Annotated in this window: 14 protein-coding genes and 4 pseudogenes; 8 read left to right on the top strand and 10 right to left on the bottom strand. The window is 68.5% G+C overall.

The window, feature by feature from the left end; all coding sequences use genetic code 11:
* Positions 1 to 233: 233 nt before the first annotated feature.
* The 9 genes and pseudogenes from CLG85_RS25315 to CLG85_RS25280 all read right to left on the bottom strand — a co-directional run bounded on the left by CLG85_RS25315 (position 234) and on the right by CLG85_RS25280 (position 7495).
* Entirely contained in the window at positions 234 to 866 is a 633-nt protein-coding gene (locus CLG85_RS25315; protein ID WP_260350232.1) for an exonuclease domain-containing protein, read from the bottom strand.
* Positions 867 to 1002: 136 nt separating this feature from the next.
* Entirely contained in the window at positions 1003 to 1653 is a 651-nt protein-coding gene (gene otnC, locus CLG85_RS25310; protein ID WP_260350231.1) for a 3-oxo-tetronate 4-phosphate decarboxylase, read from the bottom strand.
* A 240-nt stretch (positions 1654 to 1893) separates the two neighbouring features.
* Positions 1894 to 2850: pseudogene (gene otnK / locus CLG85_RS25305) on the bottom strand (3-oxo-tetronate kinase); the annotation flags it as partial.
* An 84-nt stretch (positions 2851 to 2934) separates the two neighbouring features.
* Positions 2935 to 3060 carry a hypothetical protein gene (locus tag CLG85_RS25300; protein WP_260350230.1) on the bottom strand — a complete coding sequence of 42 codons (126 nt, stop codon included), beginning with the start codon at positions 3058 to 3060 and terminating at the stop codon, positions 2935 to 2937.
* A 132-nt stretch (positions 3061 to 3192) separates the two neighbouring features.
* A pseudogene (locus CLG85_RS27955) lies at positions 3193 to 3513 on the bottom strand (tripartite tricarboxylate transporter permease); the annotation flags it as partial.
* Between the two features lie 88 nt (positions 3514 to 3601).
* Positions 3602 to 4390: pseudogene (locus tag CLG85_RS27950) on the bottom strand (tripartite tricarboxylate transporter permease); the annotation flags it as partial.
* Positions 4391 to 4459: 69 nt separating this feature from the next.
* Positions 4460 to 4960 (bottom strand): tripartite tricarboxylate transporter TctB family protein, encoded by a 501-nt coding sequence (locus tag CLG85_RS25290; protein ID WP_095882498.1) that lies wholly within the window; start codon positions 4958 to 4960, stop codon positions 4460 to 4462.
* A gap of 111 nt (positions 4961 to 5071) precedes the next feature.
* Positions 5072 to 6022, bottom strand: coding sequence for a tripartite tricarboxylate transporter substrate binding protein (locus tag CLG85_RS25285; RefSeq protein WP_095882497.1), 951 nt, complete (start codon positions 6020 to 6022; stop codon positions 5072 to 5074).
* 72 nt (positions 6023 to 6094) lie between these two features.
* The gene (locus CLG85_RS25280; RefSeq protein ID WP_095882496.1) at positions 6095 to 7495 is read right to left on the bottom strand and encodes an NAD(P)H-dependent oxidoreductase; all 1401 of its coding nucleotides are present in this window, start codon (positions 7493 to 7495) and stop codon (positions 6095 to 6097) included.
* A 225-nt stretch (positions 7496 to 7720) separates the two neighbouring features.
* On the opposite strand from CLG85_RS25280, the gene CLG85_RS25275 reads away from it, so the two are divergent.
* A complete protein-coding gene (locus CLG85_RS25275) occupies positions 7721 to 8365 on the top strand; it encodes a GntR family transcriptional regulator (protein WP_260350228.1) in 645 nt (214 codons plus the stop codon).
* A 34-nt stretch (positions 8366 to 8399) separates the two neighbouring features.
* Here CLG85_RS25275 and CLG85_RS25270 read toward each other — a convergent pair whose 3' ends face one another.
* Positions 8400 to 8723 (bottom strand): MarR family winged helix-turn-helix transcriptional regulator, encoded by a 324-nt coding sequence (locus tag CLG85_RS25270; RefSeq protein WP_260350227.1) that lies wholly within the window; start codon positions 8721 to 8723, stop codon positions 8400 to 8402.
* A gap of 209 nt (positions 8724 to 8932) precedes the next feature.
* Here CLG85_RS25270 and hmgA point away from each other — a divergent pair, with 209 nt between their 5' ends.
* From hmgA to CLG85_RS25230, 7 genes and pseudogenes are all read left to right on the top strand, one after another.
* A complete protein-coding gene (hmgA, locus tag CLG85_RS25265; RefSeq protein WP_095883009.1) occupies positions 8933 to 10300 on the top strand; it encodes a homogentisate 1,2-dioxygenase in 1368 nt (455 codons plus the stop codon).
* A 100-nt stretch (positions 10301 to 10400) separates the two neighbouring features.
* Positions 10401 to 11643: pseudogene (gene fahA, locus CLG85_RS25260) on the top strand (fumarylacetoacetase).
* An 11-nt stretch (positions 11644 to 11654) separates the two neighbouring features.
* On the top strand, positions 11655 to 12605 hold the full coding sequence (locus tag CLG85_RS25255) for an MBL fold metallo-hydrolase (RefSeq protein WP_095884465.1): 951 nt from the start codon (positions 11655 to 11657) through the stop codon (positions 12603 to 12605).
* Positions 12606 to 12671: 66 nt separating this feature from the next.
* Complete coding sequence (locus CLG85_RS25250; RefSeq protein WP_260350226.1) at positions 12672 to 14285, top strand: FAD-dependent oxidoreductase; 1614 nt, start codon at positions 12672 to 12674, stop codon at positions 14283 to 14285.
* Complete coding sequence (locus CLG85_RS25245) at positions 14285 to 14479, top strand: DUF2783 domain-containing protein (protein ID WP_217989822.1); 195 nt, start codon at positions 14285 to 14287, stop codon at positions 14477 to 14479. The genes CLG85_RS25250 and CLG85_RS25245 overlap by 1 nt, the downstream gene beginning before the upstream one ends.
* Positions 14472 to 15620 carry a maleylacetoacetate isomerase gene (maiA, locus tag CLG85_RS27545; protein WP_311735038.1) on the top strand — a complete coding sequence of 383 codons (1149 nt, stop codon included), beginning with the start codon at positions 14472 to 14474 and terminating at the stop codon, positions 15618 to 15620. The genes CLG85_RS25245 and maiA overlap by 8 nt, the downstream gene beginning before the upstream one ends.
* A gap of 125 nt (positions 15621 to 15745) precedes the next feature.
* Positions 15746 to 17023 (top strand): HAD-IC family P-type ATPase (locus tag CLG85_RS25230; protein ID WP_260350233.1); only part of this gene is annotated, 1278 nt, incomplete at its 3' end.

The following is a 17023-nucleotide window of genomic DNA, read 5'->3' as shown; positions in this document are numbered from 1 at the left end:
GGGAGAGTGACATTCCTGAATTGTTCATGGGTGACATTTTAGCTTTGCCGCTACACACATCTCATACGGATAATCAGACTTATGCAAAATGGCGAGGGCAGGACCTAAGGTTTCCCTGGCGCGCCGCGGCGCGCCGCGACAGTCACGGCCGGAGCGTGGCTCGTCTCGCAGCGCAGTCAAGCCGCTCCCGATCGGCCACGCCGCCGGACAAGCGAGCGCTGGTGCGCCCTGCGTTACACTGCTGCGCGTCTGGGGACCCGTCCGCCGGGACGCGGCGCGAGGATCTCGGGGAAGGGTTTCTGCAGGCGGGCCTCGGCCATGAGCACGACCTCTGCCGCGGCACGGGCATCCTCCCCCGCGTCGTGGTGGCGGAAGTTCAGCCCCAGGGCCGTCTTGAGATGGGCCAGCCCATGGCCGCCGTTGCCCTTGAACTCGGGCCAGGCGAGACGCGCCACTTTCACGCTGTCGTGCCATTTCAGGGCCTGCGGGAGGCGTCCGCAGGTCTCGGTGGCGCAGCGGATCGCGCGGCTGTCGAAGGAGCTGTGCTGGACCAGAAGGTGCCGCTCGAGGAAATCCCCGAGGGTGTCGAGGAACGCGGCGAAGGTGGGCTCGCCCGACACCTGCTCGGCGGTGATCCCATGGACCCGCACGTTCATGCCGTCGAAAGGGCACTGCGGGTCGATCAGCAGGGTAACGACCTCCTCCACGCCGCGGTCACCGACACAAGCAAGACCGATCTGGTAGATGCTGCCCGCATCCGAGTTCGCCGTCTCGACGTCGACCGCAACGAAGCGGAAGGACTTCTGACGGATCGCCGCGAGCCCGGCCGCTGCCGGTGACGCGCCGCTCAAGAGTTTCTTGACCATGTTCTGCCCGATTTCCCTGCCCAGACCCGGGACAGGTGTGCATCGGGAGGGCCATGGAGAGCAACCTCGCCCGCGGGGAAACACGCGTTCCGGGTCATAAATGGCGCTGTGCGGCCCTCTTGGGCGGGCAGGCCCGTCAGCTGTCCCAGTCGACGTTGAACCGGGTGACAAGGGCGGCGATCTCGCTGTCGCTCAGCCTGCGAGGCGAGAGACCGCGGGTCATCATCGCCAGCTTTGCCGCCGCCTCAAGCTCCTCGATGGCATGGACCGCGGCTTCGAGATCTTTGCCTGCCACCACCGGACCGTGATTGGCCAGCATCACCGCCGAGCGCTTGCCGGCAAGGCCGCGGATCGCGTCGCCGATCGCGGGATCGCCGGGCATGAAGTAGGGCAGCAAGCTGACCCGGCCGAGCTTCATGATCGGATAGGGCGTCAGCGGCGGCAAGAAGTCGTCCGGGTCCGCATCGGGCATCATCGACAGGGCGACGGAGTGGCAGGCGTGCAGGTGCACAATCGCCCCGGCGGAGCCCCGGGTCTCGTAGAACGCGCTGTGCAGGGGCATCTCTTTTGTTGGGGCGTCGCCCTCGACATGGGTCATCCGCGCGTCGAACCGGCTGAGGCGGGCCGGGTCAAGGGTCAGAAAGGACGACCCAGTCGGCGTGACCAGCAGCCCGCCATCGGGCGTGCGCACCGAGATGTTGCCCGTCGAGCCATGCGTCAGCCCCTGCTGGTAGAGCGTCGCCGCATAGGCGCAGACCTGTTCGCGCAGCCGGGAGAGCGCGCTCATGACCGCGCCTCCAGCACCGCGAGCGCCTCGGCGAAGAAGTCGACGTCGCCGAAGTTGCCCGATTTCAGCGCCAGCGCCAGATCGCGCCCCTCGGCCATAACCGCGGGAACCCCCGGGGCGATCTCGGGACCGATCCGCAGCGCCGTCAGCCCGAGCCCCTCGACCACCGCGCCCGAGGTCTCTCCCCCCCGCCGTGACCAGCCGGGTGACCCCGCCCGCCACCATCTGGCGCGCGGCTTCGGCGAAGAACTCCTCGAGCCGGCCGGCGATGGTCTCGCGTCCGTAGCGCTCCTGCGCCGCTTTCACCGACGCCGGATCGGCAGAGGAGTAGACGAGCATCGGCGTGGCGCTGTCGAGCGCGGCGCGCGCGGCGCTCGCGGGCGTCACCCGGCCCTCCATCACCGCGTCGGCGGTGATCTCGAGGGCGGGGTTCGTCTCGGACCAGCGCGCGATCTGGGCGCGGGTCGTGTTCGAAGCCGATCCGGCGATCAGCGCCGCCTGACCGCCCTGCCCGGCCCATGCCGCGCCAGCGGCGGAAAGATCGCCCTCGGCCATGAGCGTCGCCGGAAGCCCCATTGCCACGCCGGACCCGCCGGTGACCAGCTTGAGGCCCCTTGCGGCCGCGCCGATGGCGCGCAGATCGCCGTCGCTCACCGCGTCGATGACCACCAGCGGACGCCCCGCAGCGGTTTCGGCGCGGATCGCCTCGGCGATGGCCTCCGGGCCCCGGAAGACCGTTGTGGCGGGCACATGGCCCACGCCGCGCCTCGTCTGGGCGGCCAGCCAGCGGCGGATGTCGGGGTCGGTCATCGGGGTCAGCGGGTGGTGCTCCATGCCCGACTCCGACAGCAGCCGGTCGTTCACGAAGAGATGCCCCTGGTAGACCGAGCGGCCGGTGGCCGGGAAGGCGGGGCAGACCACGGCGCAGTCCGCACCTAGCCGGTCCATCAGCGCCTCGGTCACCGGCCCGATATTGCCCTCGCGCGTCGAGTCGAAGGTCGAGCAGTACTTGAAGAAGATCTGCGTGCAGCCCTGCGCCAGCAGCCAGTCCAGCGCTTCGAGAGACCGGCGCACCGCCTCTTCGACCGGCACGGTGCGGGTCTTCAGGGCGACCACCCCGGCGTCCACGTCTTCGGGGGCCGGTCCCCGCGGCACGCCGGTGAACTGGATGACGCGCATCCCGTTCTTGGCCAGCATGCAGGCAAGGTCCGAAGAGCCGGTGAAATCGTCACCGATGCATCCGAGCTTCATGGTCTGTCTTCCTCGTCTTGGGATCGCGGGTCAGGCGTCGCGGGTCTCGGCGCGGCTCTCTCGGTGGCGGCGGATCATCGGCATGATCACGGTGAACACCAGCAGCAGCACCGCAATGGCCAGCAGCACCGCGCTGATCGGACGTTCGAGGAACACCGACCAGTCACCCCGCGACATGGCCAGCGAGCGGCGCAGCTCGCTCTCGGCGATCGGACCGAGCACCACGCCGAGGATGATCGCGACCAGCGGGAAGCCGATCTTCTCGAGCAGGAAGCCGGCGAGACCGAAGCCAAGCATGAGCCAGACATCCATCATCGAGTTCTGCACCGAATAGGTGCCGACGACGCAGCAGATCACGATGATCGGACCAAGCACCGAATAAGGCACGTCGAGCAGCTTCGACAGAACCGCGATGAACGGCTTGGAGAAGGCGAGGATCAGCACGTTGACGATCAGCAGGCCGACGAAGACCGCGTAGATCAGGTCGGTGTTGCCGCTCATGAAGGTCGGCCCCGGGGTCAGCCCGTGCACGATGAAGGCGCCGAGGATCACCGCCGTGGTGCCAGACCCCGGGATGCCGAGGGCGAAGAGCGGCACGAGCGCGCCCATGGCTGCGGCGTTGTTGGCGGCCTCGGGGGGGGGCGACGCCCTCGGGCGCGCCGCGGCCGAAGCGGCTGCGGTCCTTCGACCAGCGCACGGTCTCGCTGTAGGCCACCATCGCCGCGGTCGAGGCGCCGATGCCCGGCAGGATGCCAATGGCGGTGCCGAGGATCGACGAGCGCAGGATCGCGCCGCGGATCTGGCGAATGACGGGCCAGTCGAAGATGCGGATCCGGAAGCTCTTGGTCGACAGGTGGATGTCACCCTCCTGGCTGCGCTTGAGCACCTCGGAGATGGCAAAGAGGCCGATGATCACCGGGATCAGGTTGATGCCGCTCATCAGCTCGAGGTTGCCGAAGGTGAAACGCGCAGTGCCGGTCAGCGGGTCAAGCCCGACCGAGGCGATGATCAGGCCGATGCAGACGCCGATGACGCCCATGATCAAGTTGCCGCCCAGCGAGGCGACGACCGTCAGCCCCAGCACCGCGAGGGCGAAGAACTCGGGCGAGGAGAACTGCAGCGCGATGCCCGCGAGCAGCGGCGTCGCGACGATCAGCACGATGGTGCCGAACATGCCGCCCACCGCCGACGACAGGATGCCGATGCCGAGCGCCTTTCCGGCCTCGCCCTTCTGGGTCATCGGATAGCCGTCGATGGCGGTCATCACCGCCTCGGGGGTGCCCGGCGCGCGGTAGAGGATCGCAGTGATCAGCCCCGAGAAGACGCTCGAGGCATAGATTGCGGTCAGCAGCATGAAGGCGCCGGTGGGCTCCATCGAATAGGTGACCGGCAGCAGGATCACCACCAGGATCACCCCGCTGATCCCGGGAAGCGCGCCGCCGACGAAGCCGATCAGCACGGCCGAGGCCAGGATCAGCAGGTTCATCGGCTGCAGGACGACGCCGAAGCCGCCCATCAGGTCGCTAAGCATGTCGTATGTCCTTTCAGGCGTCCGTCACGGAAGCGGAATGTGGAGCAGGCGGTCGAAGACCACGCTGACGATCAGCGCGGCGATGGCGGTGTTGAGCAGAATGCGCAGCGGTCGGCGCTCGCCCAGCACCACGGTGGCGCCAGCGGCAAAGAGCGCGGTCGCGATCAGGTAGCCGGTCAGGCTCATCACCAGCGTGTAGCCGAGCGTCAGCCCGAGGATCACAAGGTGGCGCCAGCGCTGGCCGGTGACCTTGTCGCGCACCACCGCCGCGTCGGGTGTCTCCTGCGACGGGTCGGCGATCTTGTCCTCTGGCTCGCCGGTGAACTGCTCAGGCCCGCCGACCCAGAGCATCACCGCCATCGCCGCGATCAGCGCCAGCATCAGCACCAACACGCCGAGCGGCCAGGTCCGGGGGCCGACGAGGGTCGAGACCTCGTGGCTGCCGGGGAACTGCAGCGCGTGCCAGAGGAAGTAGAGGCCGGCCAGGAAGGCGACCGCGGTGAACGTGTACAATCGTGTGGTCATGGCGACCCCCTATGAGACCCTTGGCACGCGGCCTGCGCGGGACCGCGGCGCGCGATGGCGCGCGGTCTCCGGCAGAAAGGAAGCGCCCGCCAAAGCGGGCGCCCGGGCCGATCAGTTGTCGGCCAGAAGGTCTTCGAAGAACGCGAGGTTCTTTTCAAGCTCAGCGCGGTATTCCTCGCTGCCCAGCCAGCCGGGGCGCACGTCAAGGAAGGTGCGCGCGGCATAGGCCTGGTAGGGCTCGGAGTTGAAGATATCCTCGAACACCGCCTCGATCGCCCCGATGGTTTCGGGCGGGGTCTTGGCGTTGATGAAGATGCCGCGCTCGTTGCCGAAGGTCAGGTCCCAGCCGTTCTCCATCGTGGTGGGAATGTCGGGATAGGCCTCGAGCCGCGCGTCGGCCAGCGCCAGCACCGGGATCATCTCGCCCGACTCCATGTAGCCCTGGATGGCGCTGATCTCGTTGAACATGCCGTCGATATTGCCGCTCAGCAAATTGGCCGAGGCCGCGCCCTCGTTGTCATAGGGAATGAAGCTCAGGTCGAGCCCCGCCGCCTCGTTCAGGCCGAGAAAGGCCATGCGGTCGACGCTGGCGGCATGGGTGCCGCCGATGATCAGCGTGCCGGGGTTCGCCTCGGCCGCAGCGAGGAAGGCCTCGAAGCTCTCGTATTTCTCGGGGTTCACCACCAGCATCAGCACATCGGACTGCATCCGCGCGACCGGGGTCAGCATGTCGAGCCCGATCGGGTTCTGCCCGGCGGCGCGGCTGGTGATCAGCGTCGAGGAGGCGAACTCGATGGACTGCCCGTCCGGCGCCGCGGTCGCCGTGCGCTGGTGCGCGATCGCGCCCGAGGCGGCAGGCAGGTTGACGATGGTCACATTGGTGCCAAGCCGCTCTTCCAGCATCGGCTGCACGGTGCGCGCAAAGTTGTCGGTGCCGCCCCCGGCGCCCGCCGCGACAAAGGCGGTGATCTTCGACGGCGCGTAGGCGTCCTGCGCCGCCACCGATCCGGCTGCGAGCGTGACCGCCGCGGCGATCGCAAAGGTCCGATAAGTGAAGTCCATGGTTTCCTCCCTAAGGTTCAAGCAACTCTTTTCCCGTCGCGGCACCGCGGTGCCGCGACGCAGGCCCCGGTGTCAGGCCGAGAGCCTCTCGCGTGCAAAGCGCCGGTCCTGCGCCTCGCGCAGACGCAGCAGTTCGCTGTCCCGGTCAAGCCGCAGATCGCCCATGCGGATCAGCTCTCCGGCCCGAACGTCACGGGCGAGCGTGCAGTTCGCCGCGATGTAAAAGGGCGCGGGCGCCTGGGGGTCAAGCGGCACGCCGGGCAGCATCCGCGACGACACGCCCTCGATCGAATGGTGGTGCCCGCCCATCGTCAACTGGGTGCCCGCCGGGAAATCCCGGTCGGCATGCGCCACGAGATCGACGTGATGGCCCGGCTGCTCGGCGCCCGAGGACACACCCTTCAGCCCCATCTCGAAAACCGTCGTCGCAGCCTCCATGCCCAGCAGGTGGCGCGGGATGAAGATCATCGCGGTCTCGCCGGTGCGGCCGACGAGGTGCCCCTTGCCGCGCAGCAGCTCCCACGTCTCGTCATGGATGCAGCGCACGACGACGAAGACACCCCCGGCAAAGCTGATTTCGCCCGGTTCGCGCAAGCAGTGGAAGACGTCGAGAACGCCGGCGCGCGACAGGATTCCGCCCTGCCCGCGCTCGCAGAGGATGGTCGCGACCTCGTCGATGCGGGCGATCGGACAATGCAGGTCGGGGCGGTCGGGCCCCATGCCGCAGGCGTTCGCCACGAGGGTCATCTCGCAGAGGTCCGGCACGGCGCGCTGCGGCAGCATGGCCGTTGCCGCGGCCCGGCGCGCGACCATCCCGGCGCAATCCGCCTCGCCCAGCCGTTCCAGCCCGGCGAAATCGGGAGCCTCGACGACACGGCCGTCGACGCTCATGGTCCCGGCGGCGCGGTCGTAAACGAAGTCATACTCGCTCGACTTGCCGGCGGCGATGATCTCGAACCCCAGAACCTCGGCCCAGGTGATCAGCCCGATGAGCAGGCTCGGCTGGTCGCCATCCACCGGAGAGACGATCACGCCGCGCTCGCGGGCCATGGCGGCGAGCCCCGGCCCGACCACGCTGTCCACCTCCTTCGACACCAGGGCGACATGGCGCCCCTTCTCGATCGCGAGCCGGGCATGGCGCGCACCGACCTCGGGTGCGCCGGTGGCCTCGACCACGACCGAGACCGGAAGGTCGGCGACCACGCCGTAATCCCCGGCGGCAACATAGGCGCCGTCGTCCCAGGCGCGCTGCGCCTCGGCGGCAGTGCCGCATTCGCGGATGTCGGCCGCGGCGATGCCGACCGAGCGCAGGCTCTCGACCGCGATGGCGCTGTCACGGTCGACGGCAACCCGCACCGAAAGGCCGGGAACCACCAGCCCCTGCGCCAGGAAGCTGCGCCCGAAGCCGCCGGTGCCGATGATGCAGCACTCGACACTGCGCGTCCCACGATCGAAGTAGCTGTGGTGGTTCATTCTTTCCTCCTGCCGGGATCGACTGTCCATTTGCATGCAAAATGGGCGAAATCATCGATCCGACACACGATTTCCGTCGATATCCTCATGTCTTGCATGCAATAAAGACTTGGTCAAACGATATCTTCACCTTTCTGTCACGGTGTGCGTATTTTTGCATGCAATCGGAGGAGACCATGAAAAGCCAAAAAAGCCGAGCCCCCGCGCGGCACACGCTCCGCGTTCGTGACCCAACAGGTGCGCGACATGATCACCAGCGGAGAGCTGGAGCCGGGCAGCCGCATAAACGAGCGGATCCTCGTAGAGCAGCTCAACATCTCTCGCACGCCGCTGCGAGAGGCCTTCAAAATCCTCGAGGGAGAAGGGCTTATCTCGATCCGCCCGAACGCGGGTGCGACGGTGGTCACCCTGTCCAGCGAAGACGTCGAGGCGTCGATCGAGGTGCTCATCGGGCTCGAGAGCATCGCCGCGGAACGCGCAGCGTTGCATGCAACGGAGGCAGACCTGCGCGAGCTGGCCGAGCTGCAGGAGAAGATGACCGAGGCCTGGCGCGCCGGCGAGCTGATGAGCTATTTCCACTTCAACCAGACGATCCACCAGAAGATCGTCGACGCCGCGCGCAACCCGGCGCTGAGCCGCGTCTATGCCAGCGAATCCGCGCGCATCCGGCGCTTCCGCTTCGTCGGAAACCGCGATCCCGAACGCTGGGCACGCGCCGTCCGCGAACACGAGCAGATCCTCGACGCGCTGGTGCGCCGCGAGGGTCCCTTGCTGCGCGAGATTCTCCGGGCCCACCATCTTTCCGGCTGGCGCGCCGCGCGCCGGGAACTTGACCTTGCGCTTTCGCCGTCGGCATCATCGACCACCTGAGCGATCCCGCGGGGCACCCCTGCCCCGCCGCGGCTCACGGCTGGCCGAGGCGCTTCAGAAGCTCCCGCAGCTTGCGCGCGTCGCGCTTGCCGAGATGGCGCTCGAGCGCCGCCTCGTAGTCCTGCGCCGCGGCGGAGAGGCGGCGAAAGGCCTCCTGGCCCGGCGGGCGCAGCGACAGGCGCTCGCTGCGCCGGTCCTCGGCGCTGGTGACCCGCGCGAGGAACCGCTTTTCCTCGAGCGCGCGAACCGCGCGCGAAACCTTCGTCTTGTGGATCGAGGCGCTTTCAGAGATCTCCTTGGCGCTCATGTCGCCATGGCGGCCGAGGTGGAAAAGCACCCGCCACTCGGTCCGCAGCATCCCGTAACGGTCGCGGTAATTTCTTGAAAATACGTCACTCTGCGCCTCTGCCGCCTGGTTGAGAAGGTATGGCGTAAAGGCTGAAAGCTCAAACAAATCATCAGGATATAGATCGTCTGCCGAATTCTTGATCATCCTGAGAATCTCCCTTGTTAGTTACAAAAGTAACTAACAACATGTCATCAATACGTCGAGGGAGGACTTCGGAGATGAACGACCTGAGCAAGATCTCGGGGCTGACGCGCGCCGCCGGCATCAGTGCGCTGCACGAGGGGTACATGCCCGGCTTCGGCAATGATTTCGAAACCGAGGCCCTGCCCGGCGCGCTGCCCGACGGGATGAACTCGCCGCAGCGCTGCGCCTATGGTCTTTACGGCGAGCAGCTCTCGGGCACCGCCTTCACCGCGCCGAGCCACCAGAACGAGCGCACCTGGTGCTATCGCATCCGCCCGGCGGTGAAACACGTCGGGCGTTTCTCGAAGATCGACCTGCCCTACTGGCAGTCGGCGCCCAATGTCGATCCCGACGTGATCAGCCTTGGCCAGTACCGCTGGGATCCGGTGCCGCATGCGCAGGAGAGCCTGACCTGGCTCACCGGCATGCGCACCATGACCACGGCGGGCGACGTCTACACCCAGGTCGGCATGGCCAGCCACATCTACCTCGTCACCGCCTCGATGCAGGACGAGTATTTCTATTCCGCCGACAGCGAACTGCTGGTGGTGCCGCAGGAAGGTCGGCTGCGCTTCTGCACCGAGCTGGGGGTTATCGACCTCGAGCCCAAGGAGATCGCCATCCTGCCGCGCGGCCTTGTCTATCGGGTCGAGCTGATCGACGGGCCGGCGCGCGGCTTCGTCTGCGAGAACTACGGCCAGAAGTTCGACCTGCCGGGGCGCGGGCCGATCGGTGCCAACTGCATGGCCAACCGCCGCGACTTCAAGACGCCGGTCGCCGCCTTCGAAGAGCGCGAGACCCGCAGCCGCGTGGTGATCAAGTGGCAGGGGCAGTTCCACGAGACCTGGATCGGCCACTCGCCGCTCGACGTGGTGGCCTGGCACGGCAATTACGCGCCGGTGAAATACGACCTGCGCACCTATTGCCCGGTCGGCGCGGTGCTCTTCGATCACCCCGATCCGTCAATCTTCACCGTGCTGACCGCCCCCTCGGGCGTCGAGGGCACCGCCAACATCGATTTCGTGCTGTTCCGCGAGCGCTGGATGGTGGCCGAGAATACCTTCCGTCCGCCGTGGTACCACAAGAACGTCATGTCCGAACTGATGGGCAATATCTACGGCGAGTATGACGCCAAGCCGCAGGGCTTCGTGCCGGGCGGCATGAGCCTGCACAACATGATGCTGCCGCACGGGCCGGACAACGAGGCCTTCGAGAAGGCCAGCTTCGGCGAACTGAAGCCGGGCAAGCTCGACAACACGATGAGCTTCATGTTCGAGACCCGCTTCCCGCAGCACCTGACCCGGTTTGCCGCGCAGGAAGCGCCGCTGCAGGACGATTACATCGACTGCTGGGACAGCCTGAAGAAGCGTTTCGACGGCACGCCCGAGGGCAACTGGGACTGAGGCGGGCGTTACAGGGGGCGCTGCCCCCTCGCCGCTGCGCGGCTCACCCCCGGCGTATTTGAAAAGAGAAGAAGGGGCCCCAGGTCCCGGAAGGACGAGAATGAGCTTGATGCAGAGCTGGGTTGGCGGGGCCAATGAGCCCGGCTGCGACTTCCCGCTGAACAACCTGCCCTACGGCGTCTTCGACGACGGCCGCGGCGCGCGCATGGGCGTGGCGATCGGGGGGGTTCGTGCTCGACGTGGGCGCGGTGGATCACGGGCAGGACCCGGCGCTCTTTGCGGCGCCGTCGTGGAACGCGGTGATGGCGGCGGGGCCGGCGGTCTGGGCGGCGCTGCGCGCGCGGCTCACGGAGCTGCTCAGCGACGCGGCGCATCGCGCGGCGGTCGCGCCGCATCTGGTGCCGCTTGAGGACGTGGCGCTGCTGATGCCCTTCGCGGTCAGCGAATACACCGATTTCTACGCCTCGAAGAACCACGCGGTCAATGTCGGCACCATGTTCCGGGGCCCCGAGAACGCGCTGCCGCCGAACTGGCTGTCGATCCCCATCGGCTACAACGGCCGGGCCTCCTCGGTGGTGGTCTCGGGCACCGATGTCACCCGCCCCTGGGGCCAGCTGAAGGGGCCGCAGGACGCGCTGCCGCGCTTCGCGCCCTGCGCGCGCTTCGATCTCGAACTGGAGATGGGGGCGATCGTCGGCACGCCGTCGCGGGGCATGGTCTCGGTGGCGCAGGCGGACGAGATGATCTTCGGCTACGTGCTGCTCAACGACTGGTCGGCGCGCGACATCCAGGCCTGGGAGTACCAGCCTCTGGGACCATTCCAGGCCAAGGCCACGGCAACCAGCATAAGCCCCTGGATCGTCACCGCCGCGGCGCTGGCGCCGTTCCGCACCGGCACGCCGGAGCGCGAGCGGGAGCTGCTGCCCTACCTCTCCGAGCCCGGCCCGATGCTCTATGACATCGACCTCGAGGTGGCGCTGGCGCCCGACGGCGGCGAGGAGACGGTGATCGCCCGCACCAACTATTCCGAGATGTACTACTCGGCGGCACAGCAGCTCTGCCATCACACCACCAGCGGCTGCGCGATGCGCACCGGCGACCTGCTGGGCTCGGGCACGATCTCGGGCAGCACGCCCGGCAGCCGCGGCTCGCTCCTGGAGTTGAGCTGGGGTGGCAAGGAGCCGCTCGAGCTGCCCGGCGGCGCGACCCGCAGCTTCCTCGAGGACGGCGATACGCTGACGCTTCGGGGGGCCGCGCAGGGCGACGGCTATCGCATCGGCTTCGGCGCGTGCACGGGCAGGATCCTGCCCGCCGTGCCGCAGCCCGACTGGACCAAGGATTGAAGGAGGCTCACATGGCCAAGGCATTCGCGTCGCAAGGCGACATGGAAGAGAAGAAGATCAGCTTCACCGAGGTGGGCGAAGGGCTCTATGCCTTTACCGCCGAGGGAGATCCCAACACCGGCGTCATCATCGGCGACGAGAGCGTGATGATCGTCGAGGCGCAGGCCACGCCGCGCCTCGCGCGCAAGGTCATCGACTGTGTGCGCTCGGTCACCGACAAGCCGATCAGCCACCTCGTGCTGACGCATTACCATGCCGTGCGCGTGCTTGGCGCCTCGGCCTATGGCGCGCGCGAGATCATCATGTCCGATACCGCCGCCGCCATGGTGGAAGAGCGCGGGCAGGAGGACTGGGACAGCGAGTTCGGCCGCTTCCCTCGGCTCTTCCAGGGGCATGAGGAAATCCCCGGGCTGACCCGCCCGACCACCACTTTCAGCGACCGGATGACCGTCTATCTCGGCAAGCGCCGGGTCGACATCATGCACCTCGGCCGTGCCCATACCGCGGGCGACGCGGTGATCTGGGTGCCCGACCAGGAGGTGATGTTCACCGGCGACATCGTCGAGTTCCACTCGGCCTGCTATTGCGGCGACGGCCATTTCGCCGACTGGCCCGAGACGCTGGCCAATATCGCCAGCTTCGAGCCCAAGGCCATCGCGCCGGGCCGGGGCGACGCGCTGGTGGGTGAGGCAAAGGTGATGCAGGCACTGGAGAACACCGCCGATTTCGTCCGTTCGACCTACAAGCCGGTGGCCCGCGTCGTGGCCCGCGGCGGCTCGCTCAAGGAAGCCTGGGACGCGGTGCGCGCCGAGTGCGATCCGAAGTTCGCCGACTACGCGATCTACGAGCACTGCCTGCCGTTCAACGTCGCCCGCGCCTATGACGAGGCCCGCGGCATCGACACGCCGCGCGTCTGGACCGCCGAGCGCGACCAGGACATGTGGGCCGCCCTTCAGGGCTGAGCCGAACGACGACCCCAGCGCGGCCCGGCGGGGGAGCCGGACCGCGCGCCCAAGGGAGGAGAGACCATGCCCGCATACAGCTACGCCCCGCAGCCCTTCGTGCGCCCGCCCGAGCTTGACGGCGGCGCGACCGGTGCGCCGGTGGCCATCGTCGGCGCGGGCCCCATCGGGCTGGCCATGGCGATCGACCTGGCGCTGCAGGGCATCCGCTCGGTGGTGCTCGATGACAACAACGTCGTCTCGGTCGGCAGCCGGGCGATCTGCTGGGCCAAGCGCACGCTCGAGATCTTCGACCGGCTCGGCGTCGGCGAGCGCATGCTGGGCAAGGGCGTGACCTGGAAGGTCGGGCGGCTGTTCCACGGCGACGAGGAGGTCTACAGCTTCGACCTGCTGCCCGAAGACGGCCACAAGTACCCGGCTTTCATCAACCTCCAGCAATATTACGTCGAGGAGTACCTGCTCGCGCGGGCGCGCGCGTTCCCGGACCTCATCGACATCCGCTTCCTGTCGAAGGTGGTGGATCATGCGGCCCGTCCGGAGGGCGTGACCCTTACCGTCGAGACTCCCGAGGGCAGTTACGAGCTGGCGGCGGAGTGGCTGCTGGCCTGCGACGGGGCAAAGTCGGCGACACGCGAGCGCATGGGGCTGAGCTTCATCGGTCAGACCTTCGAAGAGCAGTTCCTCATCGCCGATATCGAGATGGAAGACAGCCCCTTCGGCGATCCCGGCATCGCCGAGCGCTGGTTCTGGTTCGACCCGACCTTCCACCCCGGCAAGTCGGCGCTGCTGCACGCGCAGCCCGACAATATCTACCGGATCGACTTGCAGCTCGACCTTGGCGCCGATGCCAAGCTCGAGGCCAGCGAGGAGAAGGTGATCCCGCGCATCCGGGCGATCGTCGGGGACAAGCCGTTCCGGCTCGACTGGCTGTCGGTCTACAAGTTCCGTTGCATCAAGCTGGATCGCTTCGTGCATGGCCGCGTGGTGTTTGTCGGCGACAGCGCCCACGTCGTCAGCCCCTTCGGCGCGCGCGGCGGCAACGGCGGCATCCAGGACGTGGACAACCTCGGCTGGAAGCTGGCGGCGGTGCTGAAGGGCGAGGCCGGAGAGGCGCTGATCGAGAGCTACCACGAGGAGCGCAGCCACGGCTCGGAGGAGAACATCCTCAACTCCGCGCGCTCGACCAACTTCATGACGCCGAAGACCTCCATCGAGGCGCTGTTCCGTCGCGAGACGCTGCGCATGGCACATGACCAGCCCTTTGCGCGGCGGCTGATCAACTCGGGTCGCCTGTCGCTGCCCTGCTCGCTGGAGGGGTTTGCCCTGCAGACCCCGGGCGAAGGGCTGCTGCGCCCGGGCCAACCGATGGTGGATGCGCCGGTGGGCAACGGCTGGCTGCTGCCGCTGCTGCAGGGGGCGTTCACGCTGGTCGGCTTCGGCGAGATCGACCTGCCCGACGTGGGCGTGCGGCGTGTCGGCATCGGCCAGTCCGGGCGGGCGTATCCGACCCATGACGACCGCAACGGCTACGCGCTGCAGCGCTACGGCACCGGGGTCGCCTATCTGGTGCGGCCGGACGGGCACGCGGCGGCGGTGTTCCACGGCGAGGTGCCGGAAACGGCGCTGAAAGAGGCGCTGGCCCGTGCCATGGGCCGCAGCTGCGAAAGGGAAATGGCGTGATGCGCGAGATCTACGAGATGGGGCTCGGCGCCCGCGGGGACGAGGCCTATGAGGCGCTGATGGCGGCGCATGAGGGGCTGTCCGAGGCGCAGAGCCACGCGCTCAACGTGCGGATCGTGCTGCTGCTGGCCAATCGCTTCGGCGATGTGGGCGAGTTGAAGGCGATCTTCGAGACGGCGCGTTCCTATGCCTGAGGTGGTGCTGCACGACTACTGGCGGTCCACCGCGAGCTGGCGCGTGCGCATCGCGCTCGAGCTCGCCGGGATCGACTGGCAGAGCCGTCCGGTCGACCTCCTGGCTGGTGACCAGCGCGCCGCCGCGCATCTGGCGCTGAACCCGCAGGGGCTGGTGCCGGTGCTCGAGATCGACGGGCTGCGCCTGAGCCAGAGCCTCGCCATCCTCGACTACCTCGAGGAGACCGGTCGGCTGTCGCTGCGCCCGAAGGACGCCGCGCTGGCGGCCCGGATGCGGGCCATCGCGCAGGCCATCGCCTGCGACCTGCACCCGGTGTGCAACCTGCGCGTCGCGACCCATGCAGCAGCGCTGACGGGGCAGGAGGAAACCCGTGCCGACTGGATGCGCCACTTCATCCGCCCGGGGCTCGAGGCGGTGGAGGCGCTGCTCGACGAAAATGGCCCCTATTGCATGGGTGCCGCGCTGACTCAGGCCGACCTGTGCCTTATCCCGCAGCTCTACAACGCCGCGCGCTGGGGGGTCGACACCGGCGACCTGCCGCGCATCACCCGCGTCGCCCGCGCCTGCGCGGAGCTCGACGCCTTCCGCCGCGCCGCGCCCGAGGCCATGCACCCGTCTGAGACAATCCGTGCCCGGGCGATGCCGCCCGCAGCCCAGAAGGCAGGCCCCCCCATGACCAACGCCGCGCAGGAGCCTCGGCCGCTTGCACCGACCACCCAGTCGCTGCCTATCGCGCTCATCCGTGCGCGCGAGGCGCTGCTGCGCGAGCTGCGGCCGATGCTGGCCGAGGCCGGGGTGAGCGAGCCGCAATGGCGGATCCTGCGCGTGCTGCTCGAGGGTGGCCCCTGTTCGGTGCAGGGTCTGGCCGAGGCGGCCTGCCTGCAGCCGGCCTCGGTCTCGCGCATCCTGCAATCCATGGTCGAGCGGGCGCTGGTGCAACGCGTGCAGGACCCGGAGAACCGCCGCCGGCAGGTGATCACGGTGACCGACACGGGCCGGGCGCTGGTGATGCGCTTCACCCCGGCCTCGCACGCGATCACCGATGGTTTCGCCGAGCGGTTCGGCAAGGACCGCTACCAGTCCCTGATCGCCCTGCTCGATGCCTTCATCTCGGACTGCGACAGCTCGGCCACAGGCTAGCCGCGCCCGGGGCAGCGATCACATTGCCTCCGATCCGCAAATGATGTCCGATGCGGCGTCGCGGAGCGCGTGCGCCGCGTGCCGATTTTCCGCAGCTCAAGGCGCACTCCAGCCACGGGGATCTCATGCAGGGCCAGTCCGATACCTTCAGCATCGACCGGGTGAAGACCACGACCCTCGGGCTGGCGCTGGCGGGGCTCGCCGCGGGGATCGCGCTGCACGTATTCGGCCTGCCCGCCACGGCGCGCGCGGCCTGGATGGCCGGCACCCTGCCCGCGCTCGTCGCGCTGCTCTTCGAGATCGTCGGCAGCGTCCGCCGCGGAGAGGTCGGGCTCGACGTGCTGGCCGCCCTGTCCATGTGCTCGGCGCTGCTGTTCGGAGAGACCCTCGCGGCGTGCATCGTCGCGGTGATGTACTCGGGCGGCACGCTGCTCGAGGCCATCGCCGAGGGCCGGGCGCGGCGCGAGATGCACGCGCTGCTCTCGCGCGTGCCGCGCTTCGCGATGCGCCATCGCGACGGCCAGATCGATCGGGTGCCGCTTGACGAAGTTGTCCCCGGCGACCGGCTCCTGATCCCGCAGGGGGACGTGGTGCCCGTGGACGGCACGATCCTTTCGGAGGGTGCCTTTCTCGACACCTCGGCGCTGACCGGCGAGTCGCTGCCCCAGCACCTGGCGGCGGGGGACGAGGCGCTGAGCGGCGCGACCAACGCGGGCGAGCCATTCGACATGATCGCCAAGCGGCGCGCCGGTGAAAGCACCTATGCGGGGATCGTCCGCCTTGTCGAGGCGGCGCAGCGCTCGAAGGCACCCATGGCCCGGCTCGCCGACCGCTGGTCGCTGGGGTTCCTGCTGGTCGCCGTGGCCATCGCGCTTGCCGCCTGGTGGGCCACTGCGGATCCGGTCCGCGCCGTGGCGGTGCTGGTGATCGCCACCCCCTGTCCGCTCATCCTCGCGGTGCCGGTGGCGCTGGTTGCCGGTCTGTCGCGCGCGGCCCACTTCGGGGTGCTGGTGAAGGGCGCGAAACCACTCGAGGCCATGGCCCGGACCCATACGCTGGTGCTCGACAAGACAGGCACGCTCACCGATGGCCGGCCGCAGATCACCCGGATCGAAAGCCACGGACCCTTGTCCGAGGACGCGCTGCTGCGGCTCGCCGCCTCGCTCGAGCAGGTCTCGCAGCATCCCGTCGCCCAGGCGGTCGTCGCCGCGGCGAAATCCCGGGGGCTGACGCTCGCCACCCCGGCAGAGGTGCACGAGTCGCCCGGCGAAGGCGTCGCGGGCTTGGTCGAGGGGCACGGCCTCCGGGTCGGAGGCTTCAACTACGTCCATGCCGCGCTTGACGCGCCCGGCTCGCGCCCCGAGGCTCCGGGGGCGGGCGCGGTGGTCGTTGCGGTGGCGCTG

Source organism: Alloyangia mangrovi (genome assembly GCF_002300555.2).
GTDB classification, from domain to species: domain Bacteria; phylum Pseudomonadota; class Alphaproteobacteria; order Rhodobacterales; family Rhodobacteraceae; genus Salipiger; species Salipiger mangrovi.
Note: the sequence above shows the minus strand (reverse complement) of the source record. Positions and strands in the feature narration are given on the sequence as shown.

What these genes read in the sequence shown, in the direction of transcription:
- CLG85_RS25315 (WP_260350232.1), bottom strand. Translation starts at nt 866, where the DNA reads ATGGTCAAGAAACTCTTGAGCGGCGCGTCACCGGCAGCGGCCGGGCTC.
- otnC (WP_260350231.1), bottom strand. Translation starts at nt 1,653, where the DNA reads ATGAGCGCGCTCTCCCGGCTGCGCGAACAGGTCTGCGCCTATGCGGCG.
- CLG85_RS25290 (WP_095882498.1), bottom strand. Translation starts at nt 4,960, where the DNA reads ATGACCACACGATTGTACACGTTCACCGCGGTCGCCTTCCTGGCCGGC.
- CLG85_RS25285 (WP_095882497.1), bottom strand. Translation starts at nt 6,022, where the DNA reads ATGGACTTCACTTATCGGACCTTTGCGATCGCCGCGGCGGTCACGCTC.
- CLG85_RS25280 (WP_095882496.1), bottom strand. Translation starts at nt 7,495, where the DNA reads ATGAACCACCACAGCTACTTCGATCGTGGGACGCGCAGTGTCGAGTGC.
- CLG85_RS25270 (WP_260350227.1), bottom strand. Translation starts at nt 8,723, where the DNA reads ATGCTGCGGACCGAGTGGCGGGTGCTTTTCCACCTCGGCCGCCATGGC.
- hmgA (WP_095883009.1), top strand. Translation starts at nt 8,933, where the DNA reads ATGAACGACCTGAGCAAGATCTCGGGGCTGACGCGCGCCGCCGGCATC.
- CLG85_RS25255 (WP_095884465.1), top strand. Translation starts at nt 11,655, where the DNA reads ATGGCCAAGGCATTCGCGTCGCAAGGCGACATGGAAGAGAAGAAGATC.
- CLG85_RS25250 (WP_260350226.1), top strand. Translation starts at nt 12,672, where the DNA reads ATGCCCGCATACAGCTACGCCCCGCAGCCCTTCGTGCGCCCGCCCGAG.
- CLG85_RS25245 (WP_217989822.1), top strand. Translation starts at nt 14,285, where the DNA reads ATGCGCGAGATCTACGAGATGGGGCTCGGCGCCCGCGGGGACGAGGCC.
- maiA (WP_311735038.1), top strand. Translation starts at nt 14,472, where the DNA reads ATGCCTGAGGTGGTGCTGCACGACTACTGGCGGTCCACCGCGAGCTGG.